Consider the following 23,972-nt stretch of genomic DNA (forward strand, 5'->3'; position numbering starts at 1 on the left):
AAAAATGACTTAATTTAATTCATAATAAAAACGATTCAGTTTGATATAAATCTTTTCGTTTCCAATAAAATGTTAATGTAAAACATATTGTTGGCTAATTAGCTGAAAAGCAAAATTATCAGTATTAACTAGTTCGATTGTTTTATTTTTTAAAACAAATATGGCTGATAAATTCGGATGTTCAATCAAATATTTACTAGCTTTTTTAACCCCTAATCCATAGAGAATAGTTGAAAAAATATCTCCTTCAAGCGACGTATCTGAAATTACCGTTACACTTTCTAATTCATTATCTAACGGGTAACCGGTTGAAGGGTTGAATATGTGATGATAACGGTGATTATTTAAGGTAAAGTAACGCTCATAAATCCCTGATGTAACAACAGATTTATTGTTAACTTGAATAATCCCGGCCAGTTCATTGTTGAGTGAAAATGGCTCTTTCAAACCTATTTGCCAATTGCCATTCCTATTTAAAGGTGATTTGCCTAAAGTTAAGACGTTACCACCTAAATTGATAATAGCTTGATGTATGTTATTTTGCTGTAAGACTACTTTAACCACATCTGCTATATAGCCTTTGGCTATAGCACCTAAATCAATTTCCATTCCCTTTTTTTTCAAAAAAACTGCACAAGTTTTAGGATCAAGCTCAATTTCGTTAGGATCGGTTAATAATAGTTGATCATAAATTTGCTGTGGGGAGGGAACTTGCTGGCCTTGAAAACCGATTTTCCATAATTTGACTAAAGGACCAATAGCAAAATTGAAACAACTATTGGGCATTAAACTGACTTTATAAGCTTGCTCAATAAGCGAAAAAACAGCACGGCTAACGATAACCGGATGTTTACCCGCAGCAGCGTTAATCGACATAACTTCTGAATGACGGCGGTTAACGGTCAATTTATCTTCAAGTAATTTTATGGTGTGAAACACCCTATGAGCTACGGCTTCATTAGGCTCATAAAGCGTTAATGAAACCGTGGTACCCATTAATACTTGAGTATATTCATGGCTTGAATTAAGCATTTTAAACAAGCTTAAGTCATATTAGTCAATTAATGATTAATGTAATCAGTGGCTTTTCTACCTGCCTGCATACCAAAAATAATGATATCAGCAACAGCGTTTCCACCGATACGATTGGCACCATGAACACCACCGACCACTTCGCCAGCAGCAAATACGCCTTGTATTACATGTTTATCCGCATCTAAAACTTGAGTATCGGTATTAATCGTTACCCCACCCATAGTATGATGCACACCCGGAGCAATCTTAATCGCATAAAATGGTCCTTTGTTAATAGGATGTCGCATACCAGTCGTTCGACCAAAGTCTTCGTCACGTTTTGTTTCAGCGAACTGATTATAACGCTCAACAGTTTGAGATAAAGTATTGCTATCAATTGAGAGTTTATCAGCAAGATCGTTAATCGTATCAGCTTGAACGACTAAATCATGTGATACATATTCTTCAACAGCTTTGTTTTCATTACGAACTTGTTGATCAAATAGAATATACGCATAATGCTCAGGTAATTTAATAATTTCTGCTGAAACTTTATCACGAGTATCTAACTCATTGACAAAGCGTTGCCCTTTTTGGGAGACCAGTATCGCCCCGCCACCACGAATTGATTCGGAAATCAAATACGAAGTTGTTTGCTCAACAGTTGGATGAATCTGAATTTCTTTCATATCCACTGTGCCTGCGCCCAGTTTTTCTAGAATCATAATTCCGGAACCAGTAGCACCTTTATGGTTAGTAGTAACAAATCCTTTCAGATCTGGTCGATATTTTTCAACCATTTCACGATTTGCACTAAATCCACCAGTAGCAATAATAACCGCTTTGGCTTTAATCGTTTGAACGGAGCCGTCTTCTTCACTGACTTTAACTCCGACAACTTTATGATTCTCAGTTAATATTTCAGTTACATTGGTATCAAGCATAACTTCAATACCACGTCGGTTGATATTTTTTTGCAATCCACTAATTAAAAATCCGCCAACAGCAGCACCACTTGCCGGGCGATGCGTACGGTCAATGCTCATGCCCCCCGTTGTTGTGATACCACTAAGTTCGATACCATTATTATCTAACCAGTCAATGGCATCAGGAGCATTTTCAACAAAATAACGAAGTAACTCAGGATTATTTTTGTTTTTACCACCTGTTAACGTTTCTTTATAGAACAGATCTTTACTGTCCACAATGCCTTTAAGTTTTTGGAATTTAGTTTCAGCTGCATTCATACCGGCAGAAGCTTTATTTGTATTGCCGCCAATAACCGGCATTTTTTCAACCACAACTACACTTGCTCCTAAATCATGTGCTTGAATAGCGGCTGCTAGTCCAGCGCCACCACTACCAACAACCACCACATCATAAGCTTTATCATTAGGATCACCACCCTCAGCAAGGATAGCTTCTTTATTTGATTTCGCCATAGCTTTCGTTACGGCTTTTTTGAACGCCTCACATTGTGATGTCGCGCCAGAAATTGCATCGACGTGAGGGCTATTAGAGTCAATAATACGATGTTTGATCTCAGAAAAGTTGTTGACCACTTCACTATCAAAATCATTAGCATTGAGCAATTGCATGTCTTTAACAAAGTCATTACCTAATTCAACATTAATTAAGTATTCATAAGACTCATCATTAACCTTTTCTTGATAATTGCCCGGCTTGAATTTTTTTACATTAAGATTCACATCACGAATCAAGCTTTCAACCAATGAAAAGTGCCATAGTGGCTCAGGTATATTGAGTTCTTGACGTTTATCACTATTGATGAAGAGTTCAAGTTTCTCCCCTTTTTCGACTCGACTAAGCCAATCAGGGTAAGCAATACATGCACGACCAACTGCAACCAGATCAAAGCCGTTATCCATAGCGGCTTCTACATCACTTATATTAACTACATTACCGACACCAACAACCGGAATTTTAGCTAATGTCTGTGATCGCATTGCAACATATTTATTAATTAAAGGCGTTGGATCATTAGTTTCAACAATAGATGGTCTTAAGATCGCACCCATAGAGAAGTGAACGTAATCAAGTCCCTTTTCAGCCAATTTTTCAAGTAAGTACATCGAATCATCAAAACGAATTCCAGGTACTTCTAATTCTTCCGGCGAAAAACGATAACCAACAATAAAATCAGGATTGGCATACTCTTTAACCATATTATGAGTAATATCTAGAACAGCCAATGGGAATCGAGCTCGATTATCACGGCTACCACCCCATTTATCAGTTCGTTGATTTGAGTTAGGTGAGTAAAATTGTTGAATTAAGTAGGTATTAGCGCCATGAATTTCGACACCGTCAAATCCAGCTTGGATCGCTCGACGAACAGCTTGACCAAACTTATCAATCATTTCATCAACTTCATCTGCCGTCAATTCAATTGGGGTTGCTGCGCCTGGTCGTGGTGCAGCTATCGCACTTGGCCCAACTGGCGATTGTCCACCAATAAGTTTAGGCTCAACCATACGGCCACCATGATAAACTTGGATAACCGCTTTGGAGCCTTTCTCTTTAATGGCTTTAGCGATCTTCGCTAATCCTTCTATTTTATCATCATTATCTAAACCAATCGCACCGGGAAACGCTAACCCTTTATTGTCAACAAATCCACATTCAACAATAATAGTGCCAATTTCACCCGCTCTTGCTCGGTAATATTCAATTAAATCATGCGTAACAGAACCTTCGTAAAACCCTGAACAAGTAGTCATTGGTGCCATCATAATACGATTTTTTAGGGAAACACCATTGGGTAAGATTACTGGTTTAAAAATATCTTCGTTTTTCATATTTCATTACCTAATCATTAATATTTAAATGTTAACGTGGATCATAACATCCGAAATTTTTCTTCTCCACTTACATAAGTTTCATTAGTCGGAAAATATCATTTTTTCGACAAAAATTTATTCAAATTTATTAATAATTTATAAAACAACCTATGGATATAACAAAAAGAATTGTCTGTTTTTTATATTATTTTGAAAGTGTTTGCGTACAATACTGCATAAACCTGTCTAAAAAAAAACACTATAACTATTTCATTTACTTATATTTTTTTTAACTTCTATCACTTGTACTTTATTTTTATTCGACTAAAATGCTTACCAATTTTAGAAAAGAGAATTTGATTATGCTTATGGTCCATACAAATAAACCAATAATAAAATTGAATTGTCTTTTTATTTTGAATATTCATCCTCCTTTATGGAGGATTTTTTATATCTATAAATTCAACCTTCCAATTTTATATCAAATTACTAAACAATACCACTTCCAGAACAGCCATAAACAGGAGATACCATGAAATCTTTGATCCCTTTTTATAACCCAAGTATTAGCTATGAAGATAATTATGCTAAAGGACCTTTTGGACTTTTTGCAGAATTAGATAAAGCAGAACAAGTTTCAACTAAACCAACCAAATTCTTAAATGTTGATGTTAATTTACCATTTGGCCAACCCGCTGGGCCTTTATTAAATGCAAATTATATTAAAGCAGCATTTGCTTATGGATTCGATTTATGTGTATATAAAACGGTAAGAACAAAATTACACAAATGCCATCCGTTACCTAATGTTTTATCTGTTCATCCGAAAGGTAAACTTACGTGTAATTTAGACACAGTTTTAGCTGATACCAATTATAGCCAACCTCTTTCAATCACTAATTCATTTGGGGTTCCATCATTTGCTCCTGATATATGGCAACCAGATATGGCTGATGCTGTTAAAGCTGCTGGTCCAGGACAATGTGTTATTGGTAGCTTCCAAGGAACTCAAGGTAATGGAGTGATTGAACAAGATTATGCATTAGCCGCTAAATTAGTAAGAGAAACCAATGCACCAATTTTAGAAGCTAATTTAAGTTGCCCGAATGAAGGTGCAAGTAAATTACTTTGCTTTGATGTAGATAGAGTTGAAAGAATTGTTAAAGAAATTAAAAATGCTGTACCTGACCGCCCTCTTATCCTGAAATTAGCTTACTTCCCAGATGATGAAAGAATCGTTTCATTATTAACTCGTATTGGAAATATAGTTGATGGGTTAAGCGCGATTAATACGTTGTCAGCAAAACCTGTTGACGCAAATGGTCATCCAGCTTTAGGTGAAAACCGAAAAGAAGGCGGTATCTGTGGCGATGCAATTCGTTGGGCTGGCTTAGATATGGTTAGTCGACTCGATAAATATCGTAAACAAATGGATTTAAAATTTGCAATTATAGGTGTTGGTGGAGTTAGTAACAGTGAACATTATCATCAATTTATAAAAAATGGTGCTGATGCTGTAATGAGTGCAACAGGTGCGATGTGGAATCCGTTACTTGCTATTGAAATTAAAAAGAGTTTGAAATAATAGTAAAAATAATACATCGCAATAAAGAGCTAATACTTTTGTTACAGGGTAACTTATTTACCCTGTTTTCTCTTAATTTCAACCTTTATATTGATCATTTTTTATTAAAATAATAGTAGACAAAAACGACATGAGCAAAAAACACAGTGGCTAAGATTATTCTAACATGTAAAGAATTAAAAATAATAAAAGGAATAAGTAGCACAACAAACACCATTGCCAACATCTTAAATAAACTTGACCTGGTTGCCTTCTTTTCAATTAGCATTTTTTGGATATAAGTTTGATAATAACTAGTTTGTGTAAAATAGTTATAGAGGCGCTCTGAACTATTTAACCATAGATATGCAGTAAGTAAATAAAAAGGTACTGTAGGTAACAAAGGAATAAAAATACCAATAGTTCCTAAAGCAAAAGAAACTCCACCTAGAACAACAAATATCGATTTTTTTAGCATGTCTAAATCAATTTAATTAATATTCATAGGATATCGAAGATAGCACAATTATAATAAACAAGGAAAGTATAAAGAAAAATAAGAATTGGCGGAACGGACGGGGCTCGAACCCGCGACCCCCTGCGTGACAGGCAGGTATTCTAACCAACTGAACTACCGCTCCGCTTTTTAGATACTTTAATGTGGAAAATCAAAGTAGGCGTGATGTTAAAGATTATTTTTATTTTCGTCAATAAAATTTTTAAAAATAAAGTTCAATTGAATAGAAAACAATCATTAATGTACTTTAATGTGCTTTCCATAATGCCCCGCCACTTTTTTTATCAATCTTTTCTAAAATTGACTCGTGAGCAGAGAGTTCAGATTCATTTGCTTTAATTATCTTTAAAGGAGTTCCATTACGTTGAATTTTCTTGACGGTATTATTTGACATTGATAATGGATTATCTTCAGCGCTGAATGCTAACGTCGTTTGCCCCCCTGTCATAGCTAAATAAACTTCAGCTAGAATCTCAGCATCAAGTAAAGCGCCATGCAGTGTACGATGTGAATTATCAATCTGATAACGCTCACATAGTGCATCTAGATTATTTCGTTTACCAGGGAAAAGCCGCCGAGCCATAGCTAGTGTATCAGTAACAATACAATGTTCAGCTGTTTTAAAATTTAAACCACAAAGACGAAATTCATAATCCATAAATCCGACATCAAAAGATGCGTTATGAATGACTAATTCAGCACCATCAATAAATTTTATAAAATCATGTGCTATATTTTTAAATATTGGTTTATCTTTAACAAATTCATTACTTATACCGTGAACTCTAAAGGCTTCTTCATCAATTAAACGTTCTGGATTGATATAAACATGGAAATGATTGCCAGTTAGTCGCCGATTTAATACCTCAACAGCACCAATTTCAATAATCTTATGCCCTTCATAGTGATTATTACCGTCTTGGTTCATACCTGTTGTTTCAGTATCTAATACAATTTGACGTGTTGAATGTGTTATCACGTTATACTCTTCTTCTAAAATTGGGAAATTTAATAATTAATGGTATAGTCTAACACCAAAATGCGCTGATGTTGATACCTACAGTGTTTTCGCCACTAATTACACAACATCACATTATTTAATTCTAAATTTTATTCAATAGGCAAAGTTTATTTAGTATGTTAAAAAAAATTCAAATTTTCACAGATGGTTCTTGTTTGGGTAACCCTGGTCCCGGTGGATATGCCGCAATTTTAAAATATAAACAAACAGAAAAAGTATTAGCTCAAGGTTATTTTAAAACTACCAATAATCGAATGGAATTATTAGCTGCAATTGTTGCTTTAGAGCTTCTTAAAGAACCGTGTCAAATTCAACTGTATTCTGACAGCCAATATCTACGTAATGGCATTATGAATTGGATTCATGGCTGGAAAAAAAATGGCTGGAAAACATCAAATAAACAACCTGTTAAAAATGTTGATTTGTGGCAACGTTTAGATGAAATAGCTAAATCACATACTATTGAATGGATTTGGGTTAAAGGTCATGCTGGTCATATCGAAAATGAGCGTTGTGATATTATTGCTAAAAATCAAGCCGAATCCCCAACTTTACACGATACTATTTTTGAAGCATCGTTAAAGGACTGAATACAAAAAACAGTTAGATAACTAAGAAGGTATAATAACTATGTATCGATTACATGTTATCCCGGCCCTAAAAGATAATTATATTTGGTTGTTGGAAAACAACGATAAACAAATTGTTATTATCGACCCAGGTGAAGCTGCCCCTGTAATTAGTTATCTAAAAAAACATCACTTGTCACCCCTTGCAATTTTACTAACTCACCACCATATCGATCACACTGGCGGGGTAACAGAGCTAAAAGCATTTTATCCCGATATTGAAGTTTATGGGCCTAGTGAAATTAATTTGCAGATTAACTATCTAGATAATATAGATAAAATATCAATTGCTGATTTTCAATTTGATATTATTTCAGTACCGGGACACACATTAGGACATTTAGCTTATTATTGCCGACCATATCTATTTTGTGGTGATACCTTAATGTCTGCTGGTTGTGGTAGAATTTTTGAGGGTGATTATAAGCAAATGCTAAGCTCGCTTAATAATTTAAAGCGACTACCTGATGATACGCTTATTTGTGCAGGACACGAATATACTAAAGCTAATTTGAACTTTGCACAAATGATGGTTCCACATGATAAAGTTATTCATGAATATTATAATTATATTTGCAAAAAGAAAATTACTTTGCCTTCTATTTTAACCAAAGAAAAACAGATTAACTTATTTTTACGGTGTAAAGAAAAATCTTTACAAAATAAATTCAATTGTAACAATGAGTTAGAACTGTTTGCTTTTTTTAGGAGCCAAAAGGACATTTTTTAGGTATAATAAGTCGTTTAAATTAATGTCCTAACTTATAATCTAATGAAAAAATTATTAATATTTACAGTGTTATGTGCTTTTTTAGTCGGGTGTCAAAACCAAGGGTCGCGATACACTTCTGGCTCAAAACCATACAATTCTAAATCAATAGTTAATTCTAGCGTTAAAAGTGGTGGTGTTAATTACGCTTCAGTCACGCAAAATCCTTGGCATTACATGCTAACTCAAATTAACGTAAATGTTCCGAACAACAGCCGAGTTGTCGCGGAAAGAGAACGTTTACTACGTAATCCACAGGGATTTGAAAATATTGCATTACGATCTGAACCTTATGTATATTACATCATTAATCAGTTACGAAAAAATAAGCTACCGGTTGAACTTGCTTTAATTCCATTAATTGAGAGTGCTTATGACCCTTTAGCTACCTCGCCTGCTCAAGCGGCTGGTTTATGGCAATTTGTGCCAATTACAGCTAAAGAATATGGTTTAAAACGTAGCAGTAGTTTTGATGGACGTCGAGATCTAATTGCTTCAACAAGCTCAGCTATATCTCTTTTACAAAATCTTAATAACCGCTTTAATGGCGACTGGTTATTAACATTAGCTGCATATAATGCAGGTGAAGGTCGAATTCAACGAGCGATTGATAAAAATAAAGCTAAAGGACTACCTATTGACTATTGGTCTTTAGATTTACCACAAGAAACAATGCATTATGTGCCAAAAATATTAGCTATCATCGACATTGTTAAAAACAATAAACGTTATGGAATTAAACTACCGGATTGTAATTATCAAAACTCTTTAGTTAGAATTGATATGTCTAAAAACATTTCATTGTCTAAAATAGCGCAATATACTGGATTATCACTAAATGACTTAATGACATACAATGCCGGTTATGTGCAACAAACTGTAAATGGCCCTTTTCATCTATTAGTTCCTTATTCTCATGCTAATAAACTATTCAAAAAGTTGAAAAATGAGAATTTAGTTACTAGTCAAGTAACTGAGCTTTTAGAAGATGTGCCACATAACAATATGCCGTTTGAAATTAAATCAACGACAATTCAATACAGTACAGTAAATGCTAAAGATGCTAAATCTATTTTAAGTAATGGCAAAAAACAGATTACTTACCAAGTTAAAGCTGGTGATAATCTTTATTCCATTGCGAGGAATTACCGAGTGAAAATCACCGATCTTTTACAATGGAATAAATTAAAAAATGGACGAGTAAAAGAAGGTGATGTATTAACAATTAATTTAGTCAATTCGAATTCATTTTAAAATTGACTAATAATGGATTATGATCCGATGCGGCTGTACTAATTATCTTAGCCGCATCAAGCTTCAAACCTCGATAAAAAATAAAATCCAATGGCCTACCTAAAAACGTTTTTCGAATATCAATAGCAAAATTAACCGGTTTAAGATTTATTGATCGAGTCAAATGATAGAGTAAATTCAGTCGTTGCCGACTCCATGCATTAAAATCACCTGCCAAAATCACTGGTCCATCATGTTGCTTAATATAATTTAATAACATATACATCTGTTGACGATATATCTTTACGCCAATACTAAAATTGATGGCATGAATATTGGCAACTAACAGCTGTTTAGTAGAATTTTTAATTGGATAAACAGTAATTAGAGCTGATTTGGGTACCCGAATAAATGGCTCTTTTTCTCTAAACGATAATATTTTAGTCGGTGCTGAATCAGTTATAGTCATAACTCCAGCAAAAATATCATTAAAGCAGTAAGCTGGTACGTGATCGGCAACTTTGTTATTCGCAGATATAAAATTCAATAATTGTGGTGTTGTTTGGGCTTCTTGTAATAGCATTAACTTGGATTGGCTAGCATATTGCTCAAGAATTTTAATACAATCAGCCCTTTTCTGTTTAAAAATATTCCAAACCAAAACCGAGAATGATGATTGATCAATTAGTGGTTCATCATTGACTATCTTATGGTTTGGTAATATCAGTTCAACACTACTATTTCCTTGATATCGTAGTGTATAGTCTCGATGTTTAAACATTTTAACCGTTCATTTTTTCTTTTAAATAATCATCAAATGACAAAGTATCATTCTGTTCTTTCTTTTGTTGCTTTTCAATTGACATAGTTCTTTGCTGAACAAAATCACCATCAGTCAATAATTGCAAAGGTTCTGAACTAAGCTGATTTTTATATTGAGTTGCTAAAACTAAGCCAAATTTAGCAGTACCTAAATCGCTGATAGCCTCAAGCGTTCTTGCTGAAAGTGTTAATTCAGGCTGGTCAAACATCAGATCAAGCCGTTCGCAAACTTTACGATAATGTTGTTTATCATCTTGATGATCCAATACATCAGCAACACGGAGCAAATCTTTAAATAATTCGTGGCCGACTTTCGATAATGGCTCACGATAACTATCACAGCCGATACCAATTTCAAGGCCCGGTCTACGCCCTTCCATAATAACCCGATTCCAATTTAATTTTGTACACTCAAGTTCGGCACTACTCATTTCAGGCGCTGGCGCTAACGCACACCATATCAAAAATAGATCAATAAAGCGGATCTGTTCCTCAGTAATACCTATTGGTGAAAATGGATTAACATCAAGCGCACGTACTTCAATATACTCTATTCCACCACGTAATAAGGCATCTGAAGGTAACTCCCCTGCTCTAGGAACTCGTTTAGGACGAATTGGTGCATAAAATTCATTTTCAATTTGTAAAACATTATCATTTAGTTGTCGATAATGACCATTAACTTTAATGCCTAATTTACTGAACTCATCTGATTTGACATGGGTGGCACGTTTTAATCCTTCAACATAAGTATCTAGATGATTAAAGGTAATACCTAATTGTTTCTGGGCATTGTTGGTGTAACCAATATCGCTTAATCTTAATGAAGTTGCATAAGGCAAAAAGCAGTTACCATTGGTTTGTTCTATAAATGCTTTAGCTTTTTGCTTATCTTGAATAAATGAAGAGCACATAGAAGGTGATGCGCCAAACAGGTAAGGAATCACCCAACCAAATCGATAATAATTACGTATTAAAGTAAAATAACCTTCAGAAATAACCGCTTTTCCTTCTTCGGCGTTTTTCACCCCAAACCGAGCTTGCCAAAATGCCATAGGCAAAGAGAAGTTATAATGCACGCCGGATATGGTTTGCATCATTGCGCCATAACGATTCTTCAATCCTTCTCGATAAACCGTTTTAAAACGCCCTTCATTTGAGGAGCCATATTGCGCCAAAATAATATCGTCTTCATTTGCCACAAAACAAGGCATACTTAATGGCCACATCATCTCATCGCCGATACTGACACTAGCATAACGATGTAAATCACGCAAAAACGTGAGCATATAATCAATATTCGTATTAACCGGCGTGATAAATTCAAGCATCGACTCAGCAAAATCGGTTGTTATCCAAGGATGAGTTAATGCTGAACCAATTTTATTAGGAAAAGGTGTTTTTGCTAAAGAGCCGTCTGGTAAAATTCTGAGCGTTTCACGTTCAACACCCCGTTGAATGCCTTGTAAAATTGTATAGTGTTTTTCCAACCAATTGAGTGCTTTAGAAACATCAGGAATCATAATTTTATATTTCCTAAATTCAGTTTAAATTGGCTTAATTTTAGCATAGTTTAATGGTTTATATAGGCTGTTTTGTGACTATTAAAAAGAAAATAGAAATCTATCAATATACAAAATAATATAAACTAATAGAATGTCACAAATAAGAAACCATTATCTACTAGATAGATAATGGTTAGTAACTTTGCTAATGAATCAGCTTATTTATTGGCTTGTTCAATTTTTTGATTAGCGACATAATCCTCATCGACCGGTGTGATAAGATTATTCTGATGATCAACAATATAGGTTTTTCCAAAACCTAAAACTAATCTACCGACTGTTGGTGTGATTTTAAACAAATTGAAATCTTTCATTTCCGCTAACATATACACCATTTTACTTACCCTTTTAGCAAGTTGGTCAATGATGTTATCAAAAAGCTCAGATTCTCTTTCAACAATGCTTGTTGTTGCACGGAACGATAGTCGTCTACGAGCATAGATATTCTTGGTATTGCATTCATCATCAATAATTAAAAAAGAGAGATTTGCATTATCTTTCATATTTTGACTATGAGGGGCGAGATCTGATATTAAAACGTAATAATCTTTTCCATCAAAAAAATAAGGTGAATAACTCGTATCTACTTCACCATTTTTAGTCATTGTTGATAATATAATTGTGCGAATTGTTTCATGTAAATTTTCTATTGTACTTTCAACAACATCATTTTTGGACTCAGCCATAATTACTCCTTGTTTGTCTATTCAGTTAACTTATTAACTTCATTGTTATAAATTCAATTGGATGCATTTATCAAAATAGTTCGAAATATCAGTATGAGAAATTATAATAAAACTACTTGTCGGTAGGTTTGTCTTTAACAATTTCAGCAATTGTTTTTCTGACTGCTTATCTAACGCATTGGTTGTTTCATCCATAAAAATCCAATCAGGTTTATGCATTAAAATTCTTGCAATCATTAGTCGTTGCTTTTCACCACCGGAAAGTGTTTTTAAATTATCACTGAGTAAATTTCTATCGATAAATTCTGTAGAAAAACCAACTTTTAATAGAAGTTGCTTAATCAAACTTAAATCTTTTTCAAACAAAGGTTGCGGATAGCTTATTGCATGAGCTAATCCCCCAACCGGAAAATAGGCATTTTGCGATAAAAATAATGTCTTTAATTTTGGCACTTTAATCATCCCCTCAAAATTGGGATGAAGGCCAGAAATTACTTTGAAAAATGTTGATTTACCTATACCCGATGCACCGGATATAACAACCGAATCGCCTTTATTAAGATAAAGATTGGGTAGTGTTAATAAAACAGTGCCATCCGGTTTTTTTATAGTTAAATCTTCAATCGAAAATGCATCTTGATTAATCTCTAATTGGCTAGCTGATTGATATTGATGAGCAGCTTGATTAGCTTTTTCAAAAAACTGGGTTAAACGATAACTACATGCAATAAGTTCGGCAAGTTTAGTATAATTGAAAATAAACCAAGACAAGTTAGTCACAACATTACTAAATGATTTACTAATTTGCATTAAAGAACCTAAGCTAACTTTACCAATTAAATAGATAGGCAAAGAAAAGAAAATAGGCACACTTAACACCGTTAAATAATAAGGCCGTGTAAAACAGCCTAAAATAAGTTGACGTTTGATTAATAAATACCAATTTTTGATAATATGATTGAAATGCTGTTCAAATTGTTGTTTCTCCACTATTTCACCATTCGCTAACGCGATTGCCTCTTTCGATTCACGAAATCGAGTTAAGACAAAGCGATAATTTGCCTCTAAGTGTTGTTGTTCAATTAACACGTTTTTTAAGGGGCGCCCCAGCATGTGGGCAATACAAGAAGTGAATAATACATAGATAGGTGCTAGCCAAATTAAATAATGAGAAATACTTATATCAATATTGAATAGACTAAAATTTAAAACAAAATTATCGGTAATTTTCCATAGAAGCATAAAATAGGAAAACATGCCTATACATTGAGTAATCAGCGAAAAGCCTTCATTTGTTAATCGCTCAATAAATAGCAGACAGTCTTCGGAAATACGCTGATCAGGATTATCAATTTGGTCTTGATTTAAATACCAATATGCCTTGTTATTCAGCCATTTATCAAGTATCGAATCATTTAAAACCTTGCGCCATGTAATCACTAAGGTTTTTCTTAAAAATTCAATTATTAAGTAAGTTATTGCCCCCGAAATAGTTAATAACATAAAAACGATTAATTGGGTTATAACGCCTTGCATGTCATATTTTTCTAATGCATTAAAAAAGTTTTTATTCCAATTAATCATTTCAAGACTAATTTTAATTAAAATAATATTTAAACAAATAATAATTAAAGCATAACAATAACCATATTTACCTTGTCTTGATTTGAAGCAAAGCTTCATAAGCAAGATTATATTTTTCAATGTTTGCACAACTTATACTCTCAAAACTGCCTTTTTTCTACATCAACTTCTGCCAATTATCAATTTGACAGAAGTTTTTAACTTTAATGATTAAAAATTAATAACCGCACTAACTGCAAAAGTTCTTCCCGGTGCGGTTTGAAGCTCGATAGGATTCGTCACTTTTACATTATTTTGTGGATTTTTATAATAACTACTAAACATCGGCCATTTAAAATAACGGCGGTCAAATATATTTAACACCGATCCCCGAATAGTAATATTTTTGCTAGGGTGCCAATTTAAATAGGCATCATAGACTGCATAACCGCTTGGCTTAAATATTTCATCTGATGAGGATTTATCCCTAGAAACGTGAGATACCGCTTTGGAAAAAGTGCCGACGACTTCAGTATCAAAATTAAAATCGGGAACATTCCATTTCAAACCGATATTACCTTGCAGAGGCATGGCTTCATTAAAATAAGTTCTTTTATCACCGGGGGAATCTTGTTTTTTTCCATATTGATATGAGCTTGAAGCATTCAAAGTCCAATTTGGCGCAAAATGCCACTCGCCCGATGTTTCAATTCCCCATAGATTAACATTGGATAAATTTTTGTAGGTATAATCCTTCGGTCCAACCCGAATGAAATTCTTGATATAGTTGCTATAATCAGCTTTGAATAAGCCTACACTAAACCAACCTTCTGAAAAATCGCCTCTGATGCCGGTCTCATAAGATTTCACTTTTTCTGGTTTTAGTTTAGGGTTAGGAATTAGATTCATCGTTACCGAAGGCAATGAGGTATAAAGCTGTTGAGCCGTTGGCATTTTGAATCCTTCAGCATAACGGGCATAAACAGAGTATTGATCAGTGATGTTATATAATATGCCTAACTGCGGAATGAGGCGATGTGAACTCAAATCACGAGGCTCTTTGCCTTTAACCACCGCATAATGGCTATCCGTATTGGGTTTAATTTTATACGTTGCATATCGTAAACCCGGTTTAATTTTTAAATTTTCTGATATAAAGTGAAATTCATCTTGAAGATAAATATCTGCACGCTGCGTTTTAGCGTTAGCAAAATTAAATCCGCCACCTATGGTTTTTACGCCATTTTTTGTGCTCTCATTACGATAATTGCTACGGGTAATATCCCCTTGAAAACCATAAATTAAATCATGCGTTGTATTGAAAAAATCAACGTTTGAATTTAACTGAAGATCCAACTGCCAAAACTTTTCTTTATAATCATTCGTGGTATAAGTATAAATCGGTGTTTGTCTTCGATCTTTTTGTTGACGATGCGATTTTAAATAACGTTCTTGCGGCGAGTAAGAGAACATGGTCTTGATTTGATCGATAAAGCTTATTTCGGGAGTCCAACTATCATCAATCGCAAACCTTTTACGAGTTTGAATTTGTGTTCTTCGATAATCCCCGTTGAATGTTCCATTGGTTTGTAATCCATAATCATACATTTGTTTTACATACGAATTAGAACGGAAATTCTCAAATGCTAACTTTGTTTCTCGAGTATCATTATGATAAACCAATTTGGTTAACATATTTTCAGCTTTAGCATCCAACGGATTTAATTTATTACATTTAATAGCATCTGCGCCACGTGGACAGCCCCAAATACCGCCATTTGCTTTAGCTTTAGTTAACTTGGTTTCTTGGTAATCTCTTCGACTAAAACTGATCAATCCTTCTAAGTTAGGCATCAATTCAAGCGCTAACATACTCGTTTTGGTATTTTGTTTATTTAAACTATCATAACCGCCACTTACTCGAACAGCATAAGACTTACCTTTAAGTAAATCACTCGGATCTATGGTTTTAAACGCAACTACCCCACCAACAGCATCTGCCCCCCATAATACCGAGCCAGGTCCACGAATGACTTCAACAGCTTTTATATTTGCTAAATCAATAAAATTTCTATTGCCGTCTTGGATACTTTCAATCACTCTTGAACCGTCAACTTGCATTTGAATACGGTTACCCGCCATACCACGTATTCTAATACTGCCTAAATTACCAAAAGGGTCGGTCCCTGAAGTTTGCCGATTAACTGATATTCCCGGTAAATATCTAACTAAATCTTCCATTGTTGACATTTGATGATCATCTATATTCTTTCTAGAGATGACATCAACGGTTTCTGGAATAGCTAATTTGGCTCTTTTTTGTCTACTAGCCGTAACCGTCATAGTTTCCAATTCATCATCAGCAGCAAATACTGAGAAGGAGATTGAAGCAGTCAAAACGGTTAAAAAGATTTTATTTATTTTCATTTTTCACCACAAAGTTATATTAATAAACTGCTCAAATTAATTCCCAATATTTGATAATTATCATTTTTTACTAATTAATCTAGCAAAAATAAAAAATATGATCAATGAGAATAATTATCATTTATATTAGATAATGATTATCATTAGCTTTAATACGAGAGGCTAAAATATTAAAATAAGCGATTAATATCAATGAGGTTTAATAGAGAAGCAAATCTAGACCAATAGTTATTAATATAAATATTAGTCATTAATAGCCTAAATCAGTAAATAACTATCTGTATTTTTCCAACAAAACCAAAACTTCCATGTGTGAAGTGTGCGGAAACATGTCGAACAATTGGGCTTTAGTCATTTGATAATCGCTTAAAAGCTGCAAATCTTCTACCATAGATGCTAAGTTACAACTTGAATATAATATATATTTCGGTTTTATATTATCTAAGTATTGAATGAGTGATTTACCAGCCCCGCGTCTTGGAGGATTAAGTAAGACTAAATCAGGGATACCTTGTTCATTGTTTACATATTTAGTGGCATCTAACGATTTAAAATCGAGTTTATCATAACCAAGTTTTTCAGCGGATTTTGTTGCGCACTCAATGGCATCAGAACTAATTTCAATGCCAGTCAATTGGATCTTTTCATTATTAGAATGACCAATACAATGCAAACCAAAACCACCTACTCCACAAAATAGATCCCATATTGAGTTAACATTTAAGTTTGCCACCCAATCACTAGCCGTTTGATAGAGTTTTTCTGCAATGTAACTATTTGTTTGAAAGAAACTTTTAGATTTAATATATAAAGGTATCTGATTAAATTGGAACGCTAAAAAAGGGTTATCGGTTAAAATCAGTTCTTCTTCCCCCTCTAATATCGCTGCATGGTTAGGTTGGATGTTGATAGTAACAACTTCTAAGTTATTTATTTGCAAGTTGTGGTAACTATTTTTAATTTTTTCTACAAATTTATGTGATTTCAATACAAATCGCAGCATAAAATGGCTGTTATTATCAATAATGCTTTCTGTGATGATAACGAATTTTAACTCCCCTTTTCGCTTGTTGATATTATAGGGAACTAATCCTTGCTTACGAATATAAGTACGAACCAATTTTAGAATATTTTGCATGTTCGAGCTATAAAGCGGGCAATCGCACAAATCAATCGCATCATTACCGTTTTGAATGCCTAAAATTGGTTTTTCAACCGTACCCAGCACTGCCATTTTAGCTTTATTACGAAACCCTGATTCAGGACTCGCATACGGATCGTTAACTTGGTTAGGATTAAAATCAGCTAATTTCTCCAACAAATGACTTTGTTTCTCAGTTAATTGAGAATGATATGGTTGATTAATTTTATGACAAGACAAACATTTTTTTTCTTGATAATAGCTACATTGCATCATATTGAAACCTTTTTTTATAATGTTTTATTATATAATTAAACGGTTTCAAGCTGTATTAGTTTTCATTTTTTATACACAAAAACCCCGTTCCTCAACTTTTTTTTCGTAAAATTTAAACTTTTAATCAAGAGGAATTATCCACCGCTATGCTTTAAAGAAACAACGGTATATGATAGGATATTGCCATTAAAATTACAGGAACACGTTAATGTCTATTAAGTTAAAAACTCCCGCCGAAATTGAAAAAATGCGTATTGCAGGCAAATTAGCTGCTGAAGTTTTAGAGATGATCGAGCCGTATGTTAAACCAGGAATTAGTACTGGTGAACTCGATAAAATTTGTTATGAACATATTGTAAATGTACAAAAAGCTATTCCTGCCAATATTGGTTATCATGGATTCAAACATACAAGTTGTATATCCATTAACGACGTGGTATGTCATGGTATTCCAAGTTTTGATAAAAAATTAAAAGATGGTGATATTCTTAATATAGATGTAACTGTGATCAAAGATGGTTATCATGGGGATACTTCAAAAATGTACATTGCAGGTAAACCCACTGTTGCTGGCGAAAAACTTTGCCAAGTTACTCAAGAGAGCTTATACGAAGCGATTAAAATCATAAAACCAGGAATTCGATTGAGAGAAATCGGTAAAGCTATTCAAAAATATGTTGATAAATTTGGATTCTCTTCAGTTCGTGAATATTGTGGTCATGGTATTGGTGAGGTATATCATGATGAACCTCAAGTATTACATTATGATGCAGATGATGGTGGCGTAATTTTAAAACCTGGTATGACTTTTACGATTGAACCGATGGTAAATACTGGCGATTGGCGTACACGCACAATGAAAGATGGTTGGACCGTTAAAACCAAAGACCATGGACTTTCAGCTCAATATGAGCACACTATTTTAGTAACCGATAACGGGGTTGAGGTTTTAACCCTTCGTAGTAACGAAAACTTTCCTCGTATTATCGAACATTAAATAAAAAAAGAGATTCAACAAAACTGTTGAATCTCTTCATTTCATTCTTCTAATCTATCAACTTTCTTTTGATATCTTTTAATTTTCCAAAGTTTCGATAGAAGCTCTTAAAATTTTTTATGAATTAATGCCAAGCTATTACCATCGCCAGAAATCAATTAAATATTTCTTAATATAATAGCGTATAAAGCTTACGACGATAACTACTAGCTAAAGCGTTATTAGTACCCAATGCAGCTAACAGATCAAGTAATGTTTTCTTAACTTGACCATCTCCCGCATTTAGATCTTTTGTTAACGGTTTGAATAGAAGCTCTAAAGCCTCTTCGTGTCGCCCTACTTGCATCAATTGTGATGAAAGTTGGATCATTAATTCAATATTGTCAGGCTGTTTTGCCAATTCAGCTTGCAACTGCTGTAATTCTGGTGAATTTGCCGCTTGTTCAAGTAACTCAATCTCAGCTTGTAATCCATGAAAAGCCGAATCTTGGTCTTGTAACGGAATTGTTGCTAAAACTTCTTTAGCATCGTTAAGTTGCTTTTGTTCAATTTGCGCTTTAGCTAACATTAATGCGATATCTGATCTTGGTTTGCCTAAGTGATCAGTTAGCGTCGTCCATGCTTGTTTTAATAAAGGTAAAGCTTGGTCATATACCCCTTCATTAAATAATTTTTGAGCTTCAACAAGTTTTAATTCATCTTCATTAGGTAAGATTTTGGCTAAAAATGCTTTAATTTGATCTTCACTTTGTGGACCTTGAAAACCATCAACTGGCTGCCCATTTTGGAACATATAAACTGTTGGAATCGCTCTTAAACCAAATTGTGCTGCAAGCATTTGTTGCTCATCACAATTTACGCTGGCTAAAATAAATTGTCCTTGATGCTCTGTCGCTAATTTTGTTAGCGTGTTTGTCATCTCTTGATGATTTGGACTTCTTGGTGACCAAAAGTAGAATAACACGGGAGTATTTGTCGATTTTTCGACAATTTCTTGAATATTCTGTTCGTTAACATCAAAAATAAATTGATTTGACATAATTTATCCTATGAATAATTTAATTTATTACTTATTTTCTAAAATTTTATCCATTAATCTGTCGGGAAGCAAACGTTTAGCTATCGCTGCTAACTTCGTTACTTTAGTTACCCTGTAACGTATTTTTGGCTTATCGTGCTCCAATGCATGATAAAGACAGGGTAAAACAGCTTCGGGAGCTAAGGTAAAACGTCTAGCAATTGGTGGATTTTTTACAATATTCTCTTTTTCGGTTTGATTCACATTATTTGAAAAATAGGTTTTTAATGGACCAGGTTCGATTAAACAAACCTTTATATTCGTTTTAGCTAATTCTAACCTTAATACATCAGACCATGCTTCTAAGGCGTATTTACTGGCTGAATAAGCTCCTCTCCCTGGGGTTGCAACAATTCCAACAATAGAGCTTGTTTGAATGATTCTTCCTTCATTTTGATCTAGCATTGCCGGTAACAATAATTGAGTTAATTGATGTACACCAAAAAAGTTTGTTGAAAACTGTGATTCTAACTGCGATCGACTGATGGTGTTTAATCGACCATATACCCCAAATCCGGCATTATTAAATAAAGCATATAATTTTCCTTCACATAAAGTTAAAACTTCTTGTGCAGCTTGAGTAACAGAGTCTGGATCATCTAAATCTAAAAGAACGGTTTCAAAACCTTGCTCGACTAATTTTTTTTGGTCTTCAACTTTACGGCAAGAAGCAATAACACGATAACCTCGCTTTTTTAATGCTATTGCTGAAATCAAGCCAATACCGCTTGAGCAACCTGTTATAAAAATTGTACGCAAATTTTATCTCCGTTATGATTCATTTATTGTCAAGTTCACTTATGGCAATTATGATAGCACATTTAAAACAAATATACGGCTAATAAACACCTAGAGGTCCTTATGAAAATTGCTATTATCGCAGCAATGGAAGAAGAAGTTGCAATATTAAAAAGTCAAATTACTGATTATCAATTAGAACATCATTTAGGATGTGATTTTCACATTGGCAAGATTGCTAATTGCGACATCGTATTATTACAATCAGGTATCGGTAAAGTAGCTGCGGCATCAGGAACTACCCTGCTTTTAAATAATTACCAAGTTGATGCGGTAATTAACACTGGCTCAGCTGGTGGGCTTTCAACTAAGCTCAGTATCGGTGATATTATTGTATCAAAAGATGTTTTTTATCATGATGTGGATCTAACTGCTTTTGGATATAAACCGGGCCAAATGTCTGGTTGCCCTGTTTCGTTTCCTGCTGATGAAAACTATCGATCATTAGCCGAAGCTTGTATCAAAAAACATGGTGTCAATGCCGTGGCTGGTTCAATCGGTAGTGGAGACGCTTTTATTAATGGAAAAAGTAATCTAGAACGAATTAAGCAAACTTATCCTGACGCAATTGCCGTTGAAATGGAAGCTGCTGCGATCGGCCATGTTTGTTGGTTATTTAAAGTTCCTTTTGTAGTGGTTAGAGCGATTTCAGACAATGGGGATAATGAATCAGCAATTGATTTTCAATCCTTTTTAAAGTTAGCCGCAGCTCAATCATCTAAAATTGTTGAATCGATGCTAAGTGAACTTGCTTAAATAACGTGGTGTCAATTTCATTTGACACCCTAGATATTGATCAATTTAATAAGCCATATTGTTCAAATAGTGGTTTTCTCCACCCAGATAATATTTCAGGCATACTTTCGTTTTTATCTATTTTCCATTTTATATATTGATTGATTAACCGTTTTGATATAATTAATTCACGGCTAAGTCCAGTCTGTGATGAAATATTTTCAGTGATTTGCTTTAATAAATCAGAAGTTTCTTTGTAATTTGGATAACTATTCATTCGTTTAATTGGTGGAATATTCGGTATAGGTTCCTGCAATATTTCCAAAATGGTTGGACCATATAGCCGAACTTCTTTCCCTTTCATTCCTAATTTATCAAGTTCAGCTAACGACGAAGGTTGGAAACGGGCAATCTTAAATAAAACAGCTTCATGTATAACAAAATTTAATGCAATATTTTCAGATTTGGCTAATTGGTATCGCCATAATGCTAACTTAGCCAATTGTCCTAAGCTGTCACCTTTTAATTGCCAGCTATTTCCGATATTTAGGTAAGCATCTTTAGGATCAAACGGCTTGCATTTACGGGCAATCGCACTTTGACATTCTTGATAAGCTGCATCTAAATAATGATTAGTTGTGAGTTTAGCTTTTAGAATTTCCATTAATTGGAAGAGATATATCACATCATTAATCGCATATTCACATTGTTTTTCAGTCAAAGGACGTTTTAACCAATCTGTTCGAGTTTCGCTTTTATCTAATTCAATGCCTAGGTATTTATTAACTAAACTAGCATAGCCACTGCTAACAGGATTATCTAAGAATGATGCCAAAATTTGGCTATCTATAATTGGAGTGGGTACACAGTTAAATGTAGAAAGAAATACATCAATATCCTCACTACAAGAGTGAAAATATTTTTCAATTGTGGGATTGGCTAAAATAGCTAAAAAATCCTGCCAATTGTTAATATTAACTGGATCAATTAATGCTGCATGTTTACCATCAAAAACCTGAATAAGTCCTAATTGAGGATAAAATGTTCGCGTGCGAACAAATTCCGTATCTAATGCGATTGCATTGCTGTTCGCAATTTTTAAACAATAACTAGATAATTCTTCATCAGTAGTAATATATTGATAACTCAAAATATGAATCCTATTTAAGAGGTCGATTTTTTTGCAAATGATACATCTATTACAACAATTTCAGAACGTGTCATTAATCGTATTGGCGGCCCGCCAAACCCATAACCACTACTCACGATACTGGTAAAATGATGATTAGTATCTTGATAAATTCCCTTAGCATTTTTATACATCATGGCGACTAAAATATTAACCGGGAAAATTTGCCCACCATGTGTATGTCCAGATAGCATCAAATCTACATTTTGTTCAGCGGCTTCATCAATATTTCTTGGTTGATGATCTAACAAGATTATAGGTTTCTCGGTATCAGTAAACAGGATTAAATCAGATAATGAAGCACGCTTAATATCATACCGAGATGAAGAAAAATCATCCCGCCCTATCAATGTTATACCAACTTCATCAAGATAGACTATGTCATCTTTTAAGACTTTCAAATTTGCTTTTTTGAAGGCATTAATAATATCATCTTCACGATTATTAGCGTCATTAATTCCTAAATATTCATGATTACCAAAAATAATATAGCTACCATATTTGGGTTTTAATTGTTGAAACTGCTTATCAAAGCCATCTTCTAAAAAAGGCTTTAAACTTTTATCCAGTGTATCCCCCGTTATCACAATAAAATCAGGTTCCAAAGCGTTTACCTTTTCGACCATTTCTCGAATCATTTTGGTAGACGTATGTTCATTGATATGAATATCTGAAAGTTGAACAATTCTTAAATGCTCAACATGGGCAGGTTTATTAATTTCAACTTTATAATGGACAATTTGAGGATTTATCGCCATTTCATGCCCAAAACAAAACAGCGCTGCAACAGCAATAATAAAGCTAACCTTAATCCATAGATTGGGTTTTAATCTTTTTTTACTAAACCAATAAGTGATATCAAAAATAGTAGCTATAAAAACGCTACAAATCATCAATCCAGAAATGGAGATTAAAGAAAGATGTATATATGAAGGTATAAAACCATCTAATAATCTAGCAAAAATTAATGATAATCCGGCAAAACAGACAGTGACCCAATAAATAATTCGAAAGTAACCTGTTAAATTCAAATTAAACCAAAACTGCCAACGTTTACCAAAATAGAATGTAACAAACACACTAATAACAATCGTTGCAAAAATGGCTATAAAATCAACAAATGTCATAATTATCCGAACAATCGAAA

Annotated in this window: 20 protein-coding genes and 1 tRNA gene; 6 read left to right on the forward strand and 15 right to left on the reverse strand. The window is 33.8% G+C overall.

What is annotated here, in order from left to right:
• Window positions 1–72 precede the first annotated feature (72 nt).
• Both J3U24_RS00075 and J3U24_RS00080 read right to left on the reverse strand, forming a co-directional pair.
• Window positions 73–1,032: an FAD:protein FMN transferase gene (locus tag J3U24_RS00075; RefSeq protein WP_267336818.1), complete on the reverse strand. Its 960-nt coding sequence runs from the start codon at window positions 1,030–1,032 to the stop codon at window positions 73–75.
• 29 nt (window positions 1,033–1,061) lie between these two features.
• Entirely contained in the window at window positions 1,062–3,833 is a 2,772-nt protein-coding gene (locus J3U24_RS00080; protein WP_267336819.1) for a flavocytochrome c, read from the reverse strand.
• A 514-nt stretch (window positions 3,834–4,347) separates the two neighbouring features.
• Between J3U24_RS00080 and J3U24_RS00085 the strand changes: the two genes are divergently transcribed.
• The gene (locus J3U24_RS00085; protein ID WP_267336820.1) at window positions 4,348–5,400 is read left to right on the forward strand and encodes a hypothetical protein; all 1,053 of its coding nucleotides are present in this window, start codon (window positions 4,348–4,350) and stop codon (window positions 5,398–5,400) included.
• A 94-nt stretch (window positions 5,401–5,494) separates the two neighbouring features.
• Here the strand turns inward: J3U24_RS00085 and J3U24_RS00090 are convergent, their stop codons facing one another.
• The 3 genes from J3U24_RS00090 to dnaQ form a co-directional block, all read right to left on the reverse strand.
• Complete coding sequence (locus J3U24_RS00090; protein WP_065734130.1) at window positions 5,495–5,857, reverse strand: YbaN family protein; 363 nt, start codon at window positions 5,855–5,857, stop codon at window positions 5,495–5,497.
• Between the two features lie 86 nt (window positions 5,858–5,943).
• A tRNA-Asp gene (locus tag J3U24_RS00095) sits at window positions 5,944–6,020 on the reverse strand.
• 123 nt (window positions 6,021–6,143) lie between these two features.
• Window positions 6,144–6,875: a DNA polymerase III subunit epsilon gene (dnaQ, locus tag J3U24_RS00100; protein ID WP_267336821.1), complete on the reverse strand. Its 732-nt coding sequence runs from the start codon at window positions 6,873–6,875 to the stop codon at window positions 6,144–6,146.
• A 158-nt stretch (window positions 6,876–7,033) separates the two neighbouring features.
• On the opposite strand from dnaQ, the gene rnhA reads away from it, so the two are divergent.
• From rnhA to J3U24_RS00115, 3 genes are read left to right on the forward strand one after another with little or no spacing between them, the layout of a single operon-like run.
• Complete coding sequence (rnhA, locus tag J3U24_RS00105) at window positions 7,034–7,507, forward strand: ribonuclease HI (RefSeq protein WP_065562837.1); 474 nt, start codon at window positions 7,034–7,036, stop codon at window positions 7,505–7,507.
• A gap of 40 nt (window positions 7,508–7,547) precedes the next feature.
• Window positions 7,548–8,276: a hydroxyacylglutathione hydrolase gene (gene gloB, locus J3U24_RS00110; RefSeq protein ID WP_267330355.1), complete on the forward strand. Its 729-nt coding sequence runs from the start codon at window positions 7,548–7,550 to the stop codon at window positions 8,274–8,276.
• Window positions 8,277–8,318: 42 nt separating this feature from the next.
• Window positions 8,319–9,569: a transglycosylase SLT domain-containing protein gene (locus J3U24_RS00115; RefSeq protein WP_081303339.1), complete on the forward strand. Its 1,251-nt coding sequence runs from the start codon at window positions 8,319–8,321 to the stop codon at window positions 9,567–9,569.
• On the opposite strand, the gene J3U24_RS00120 is transcribed toward J3U24_RS00115, so the two are convergent.
• The 6 genes from J3U24_RS00120 to rlmC form a co-directional block, all read right to left on the reverse strand.
• Window positions 9,550–10,329, reverse strand: coding sequence for an endonuclease/exonuclease/phosphatase family protein (locus J3U24_RS00120; protein ID WP_065562840.1), 780 nt, complete (start codon window positions 10,327–10,329; stop codon window positions 9,550–9,552). The two genes, J3U24_RS00115 and J3U24_RS00120, sit on opposite strands and share 20 nt — an antisense overlap.
• Window position 10,330: 1 nt before the next feature.
• Window positions 10,331–11,893: a glutamate--cysteine ligase gene (gshA, locus tag J3U24_RS00125; protein WP_065734133.1), complete on the reverse strand. Its 1,563-nt coding sequence runs from the start codon at window positions 11,891–11,893 to the stop codon at window positions 10,331–10,333.
• A 200-nt stretch (window positions 11,894–12,093) separates the two neighbouring features.
• Window positions 12,094–12,621, reverse strand: a complete 528-nt coding sequence (locus J3U24_RS00130) for a HugZ family protein (protein ID WP_065562842.1) — start codon at window positions 12,619–12,621, stop codon at window positions 12,094–12,096.
• A 45-nt stretch (window positions 12,622–12,666) separates the two neighbouring features.
• On the reverse strand, window positions 12,667–14,325 hold the full coding sequence (locus J3U24_RS00135) for an ABC transporter ATP-binding protein/permease (protein ID WP_267336822.1): 1,659 nt from the start codon (window positions 14,323–14,325) through the stop codon (window positions 12,667–12,669).
• 90 nt (window positions 14,326–14,415) lie between these two features.
• Window positions 14,416–16,611 carry a TonB-dependent hemoglobin/transferrin/lactoferrin family receptor gene (locus J3U24_RS00140; protein WP_267336823.1) on the reverse strand — a complete coding sequence of 732 codons (2,196 nt, stop codon included), beginning with the start codon at window positions 16,609–16,611 and terminating at the stop codon, window positions 14,416–14,418.
• A gap of 274 nt (window positions 16,612–16,885) precedes the next feature.
• Window positions 16,886–18,028, reverse strand: coding sequence for a 23S rRNA (uracil(747)-C(5))-methyltransferase RlmC (gene rlmC, locus J3U24_RS00145; RefSeq protein WP_267330349.1), 1,143 nt, complete (start codon window positions 18,026–18,028; stop codon window positions 16,886–16,888).
• Between the two features lie 208 nt (window positions 18,029–18,236).
• On the opposite strand from rlmC, the gene map reads away from it, so the two are divergent.
• Window positions 18,237–19,025: a type I methionyl aminopeptidase gene (gene map, locus J3U24_RS00150; RefSeq protein WP_267330348.1), complete on the forward strand. Its 789-nt coding sequence runs from the start codon at window positions 18,237–18,239 to the stop codon at window positions 19,023–19,025.
• A gap of 169 nt (window positions 19,026–19,194) precedes the next feature.
• Here map and J3U24_RS00155 read toward each other — a convergent pair whose 3' ends face one another.
• On the reverse strand, window positions 19,195–20,064 hold the full coding sequence (locus J3U24_RS00155) for a co-chaperone YbbN (RefSeq protein ID WP_267336824.1): 870 nt from the start codon (window positions 20,062–20,064) through the stop codon (window positions 19,195–19,197).
• Between the two features lie 27 nt (window positions 20,065–20,091).
• A complete protein-coding gene (locus tag J3U24_RS00160) occupies window positions 20,092–20,862 on the reverse strand; it encodes an SDR family oxidoreductase (RefSeq protein ID WP_267336825.1) in 771 nt (256 codons plus the stop codon).
• Window positions 20,863–20,964: 102 nt separating this feature from the next.
• Between J3U24_RS00160 and J3U24_RS00165 the strand changes: the two genes are divergently transcribed.
• Window positions 20,965–21,657 (forward strand): 5'-methylthioadenosine/adenosylhomocysteine nucleosidase, encoded by a 693-nt coding sequence (locus J3U24_RS00165; RefSeq protein WP_065734138.1) that lies wholly within the window; start codon window positions 20,965–20,967, stop codon window positions 21,655–21,657.
• 40 nt (window positions 21,658–21,697) lie between these two features.
• Here the strand turns inward: J3U24_RS00165 and rnd are convergent, their stop codons facing one another.
• Complete coding sequence (gene rnd / locus J3U24_RS00170; RefSeq protein ID WP_267336827.1) at window positions 21,698–22,786, reverse strand: ribonuclease D; 1,089 nt, start codon at window positions 22,784–22,786, stop codon at window positions 21,698–21,700.
• Between the two features lie 14 nt (window positions 22,787–22,800).
• Window positions 22,801–23,952: a metallophosphoesterase gene (locus J3U24_RS00175; RefSeq protein ID WP_267330344.1), complete on the reverse strand. Its 1,152-nt coding sequence runs from the start codon at window positions 23,950–23,952 to the stop codon at window positions 22,801–22,803.
• Window positions 23,953–23,972 lie beyond the last annotated feature (20 nt).

The organism is Gilliamella sp. B2785, assembly GCF_026537005.1.
Classification (GTDB): domain Bacteria; phylum Pseudomonadota; class Gammaproteobacteria; order Enterobacterales; family Orbaceae; genus Gilliamella; species Gilliamella apicola_E.